Raw genomic sequence first — 2,987 nt, 5'->3', positions numbered from 1 at the left:
GGGCTTCACCAGGGCCGATTTCGACGCCGCGGACGTCCTGCTCTGAGCCGCGGCGGCGTTCAGTCCTCGACGATGTTGCGGTGCCAGCGGTGCAGCTGCAGCAGGCCGAACGCCGCCGTCGCCAGCGCCACCAGGAAGACGTAGAGCGGCGAGACATAGCTCGAGTCATAGGTGGCATAGATGCCGCTGCGCATCATGCCGACGACATGGACCAGCGGATTCCACCACAGCCAGTCCTGGTAGGGCTGCGGCACGTCATCGAAGATGAACAGCACGCAGGACAGGACGAACATCGGCCGGTTCACCACTTTCCAGACACTGCGCCAGATCGGAATCTGCCAGAACAGATAGCAGTTCAGCACCCCGACCCCGAAGGCCAGGGAAAAGCTCATCGCCAGCGACAGCGCGATCGCCGGAATGTTCAGGATCACGTCGATCCGGTAGGCGATCAGGATCCCGGCCAGCACCAGCACGAAGATCATCACCTGGGTCAGCGCATTCAGGATCAGCCGCGCCAGCAGCGCATCGATGAAGGTGACCCGCGGGTAGAACAGCAGCGGCCGCGAGAATCTCAGCGCCTGGGAGATCTTCTGGCTGATCTGCTGATAGGCCAGATAGGGCAGCAGCCCGGAGGCATAGAACAGCGGAAAGCTGGTGCCGATCGAGGGGGAGCGGAAGGCCAGCGAGAACACCAGGGTCAGCAGCAGGATCCCGGCCAGGGGTTCGAGCAGGGCCCAGAGATAGCCGAGGCTGGACTGGCCATAGGTGGTGGACATCTCGCGGAACACCAGCGCCATGATGACCCGGGGGCTGCGGCGCAGCCCGAAGCTCTGCGCCGGGCGCAGCGGGGGCCGGGGAATCGGCCGGTCCATCAGCGGCGCCCGCGGGGGAGAAGTTCAACGATCATGGTTTGCCGGTGCCGCCGCTTCGCGATAACCTCTGCCGCGCGAGCATAGCGGAAAGGCGCCCAATTGGAAGAGATCGCCAAAGGTCCGAAGGGGGCGGCGGACCCGGATCCGGCCCGGCCGCGTCCCGGCCCGGCCCTCGGTCCGGCGTTGCGGGCGGTGCCGCCGCAGGGCCAGACCGGCGAAGGCGTGCTCAGGCCGGCCCGCCCGGCCCGGCTGCGGCGCCGGCACCTGGGCCTGATCGCCAGTTTTCTCCTGCTGGTGGTGCTGCCTTTCGCCGTGGCGGCCTGGTATCTCTATGCCGTGGCGCTGGACCAGTATGCCAGCCATGTCGGCTTCACGGTGCGCAAGGAAGAGAGCGGGTCGGCGGTGGAGCTGCTGGGCGGCATCACCCAGCTGACCGGCTCGGACACCAGCGACTCCGACATCCTCTACGAGTTCATCCGCAGCCAGAACATGGTCAGCGCGGTGGCCGAGAAGATCGACCTGAAAAGTGTCTATACAAGGGAAGAAGACCCTGTTTTCTCCCTGCCCGCCGATGCCAGGGTCGAAACGCTGCTGCGCTACTGGCAGCGGATGGTCAGCGTGTTCTACGATCGCTCCTCGGGGCTGATCGAGATCCGGGTCAAGGCCTTCTCGCCCGAGGATGCCCAGAAGATCGCCCAGCTGGTGTTCTCCGAGAGCAGCAAGATGATCAACGCGCTGTCGGACATCGCCCGCGAGGATGCCACGCGCCATGCCCGCGAGGAACTCGACCATTCGCTCACCCGGCTGAAATCCGCCCGGGCGGCGATCACCGCCTTCCGGTCCCGGACCCGGATCGTCGATCCCCTGGCCGATATCCAGGGCCGGATGGGGCTTCTGAACACGCTGCAGGCGCAGCTGGCGGCGGCGCTGATCGAGCTGGACATGCTGCAGTCCAACAGCCGCGCCGAGGACCCGCGGGTGGTGCAGGCGCAGCGCCGGGTCGAGGTGATCGAGAAGCGGATCGCCGAAGAGCGGGCCCGGTTCTCGGCGACCGGGGTGCAGGACGGCAAGGTCGAGGACGACGGCTATTCGGAACTGGTCAGCGATTACGAGGCCCTGGCGGTGGATCTGGAATTTGCCGAGAACAGCTATCTGTCGGCGCGCTCGGCCTATGATGCGGCGGTCGCGGAAGCGCAGCGCAAATCCCGCTATCTGGCCGCCTACATCCAGCCGACCCTCGCCGAGACCCCGGAATATCCGCAGCGGCCGGTCCTGCTGGCGGTCATCGGGGCGCTGCTGCTGACCGGCTGGGCGATCCTGGGGATGGTCTATTATTCGCTCAGGGACCGGCGTTGATCGAACTGCGTGACCTGTGCAAGAGCTTCCTGCTGCGGGGCCAGCGCAAGGTGGTCGCCGACCGGCTGAACGTGGTGTTCCCCTCCGGCGTCTCGGTGGCGCTCCTGGGCCGCAACGGGGCCGGGAAATCGACGCTGCTGCGGATGATCGCCGGGATCAGCGAGCCGGACTCGGGCGAGGTGCTCAGCACCGGCTCGATTTCCTGGCCGGTGGGTTTCGCCGGCAGCTTCCACCCGCTGCTGACCGGCCTGCAGAACACCCGCTTCATCGCCCGGGTCTACGGGGTCGATACCGACGAGCTGGTCGCCTTCGTCCGGGAATTCTCCGAGCTCGGGCGGCAGTTCTTCCTGCCGACGCGCAGCTATTCCTCGGGGATGAAATCCCGGCTGGCCTTCGGCATCTCGATGGGGATCGAGTTCGACACCTATCTGGTCGACGAGGTGACCGCGGCCGGCGACCGGTCGTTCCGGCAGAAGAGCGATCGTCTGATGGAGGACCGGCTGACCCGCAGCGGCGCGATCGTGGTCAGCCACGGCATGGGCCAGGTGCGGCGGCTCTGCCAGCACGGCGCGGTGCTGGAGGCCGGGCGGCTGACCTATTACACCGATGTCGAAGAGGCGATCGCGCATCACGAACGGCTGATGCAGGCGCGCTCGGACATGGTCTGAGCGCGCGTTTTCGGCCGGATTCGCCTTGTCAGGGTCTTGTGCGGCTCAGAGCAGGACGTCCGCGGCGTCGAAATCGGCCCTGGTGAAACCT

Annotated in this window: 3 protein-coding genes; 2 read left to right on the top strand and 1 reads right to left on the bottom strand. The window is 66.6% G+C overall.

The annotated features are described in order from the left end of the window. Positions 1-59: 59 nt before the first annotated feature. Positions 60-872: an ABC transporter permease gene (locus NUW50_RS21305; protein WP_258291207.1), complete on the bottom strand. Its 813-nt coding sequence runs from the start codon at positions 870-872 to the stop codon at positions 60-62. 99 nt (positions 873-971) lie between these two features. On the opposite strand from NUW50_RS21305, the gene NUW50_RS21300 reads away from it, so the two are divergent. Both NUW50_RS21300 and NUW50_RS21295 read left to right on the top strand, forming a co-directional pair. Continuing rightward, complete coding sequence (locus NUW50_RS21300; RefSeq protein WP_258291206.1) at positions 972-2,228, top strand: sugar transporter; 1,257 nt, start codon at positions 972-974, stop codon at positions 2,226-2,228. Next, complete coding sequence (locus NUW50_RS21295; RefSeq protein ID WP_258291205.1) at positions 2,225-2,896, top strand: ABC transporter ATP-binding protein; 672 nt, start codon at positions 2,225-2,227, stop codon at positions 2,894-2,896. The genes NUW50_RS21300 and NUW50_RS21295 overlap by 4 nt, the downstream gene beginning before the upstream one ends. Positions 2,897-2,987 lie beyond the last annotated feature (91 nt).

The organism is Frigidibacter sp. ROC022 (genome assembly GCF_024723735.1).
Taxonomy (GTDB): Bacteria; Pseudomonadota; Alphaproteobacteria; order Rhodobacterales; family Rhodobacteraceae; genus SLM-1.
Note: the sequence above shows the minus strand (reverse complement) of the source record. Positions and strands in the feature narration are given on the sequence as shown.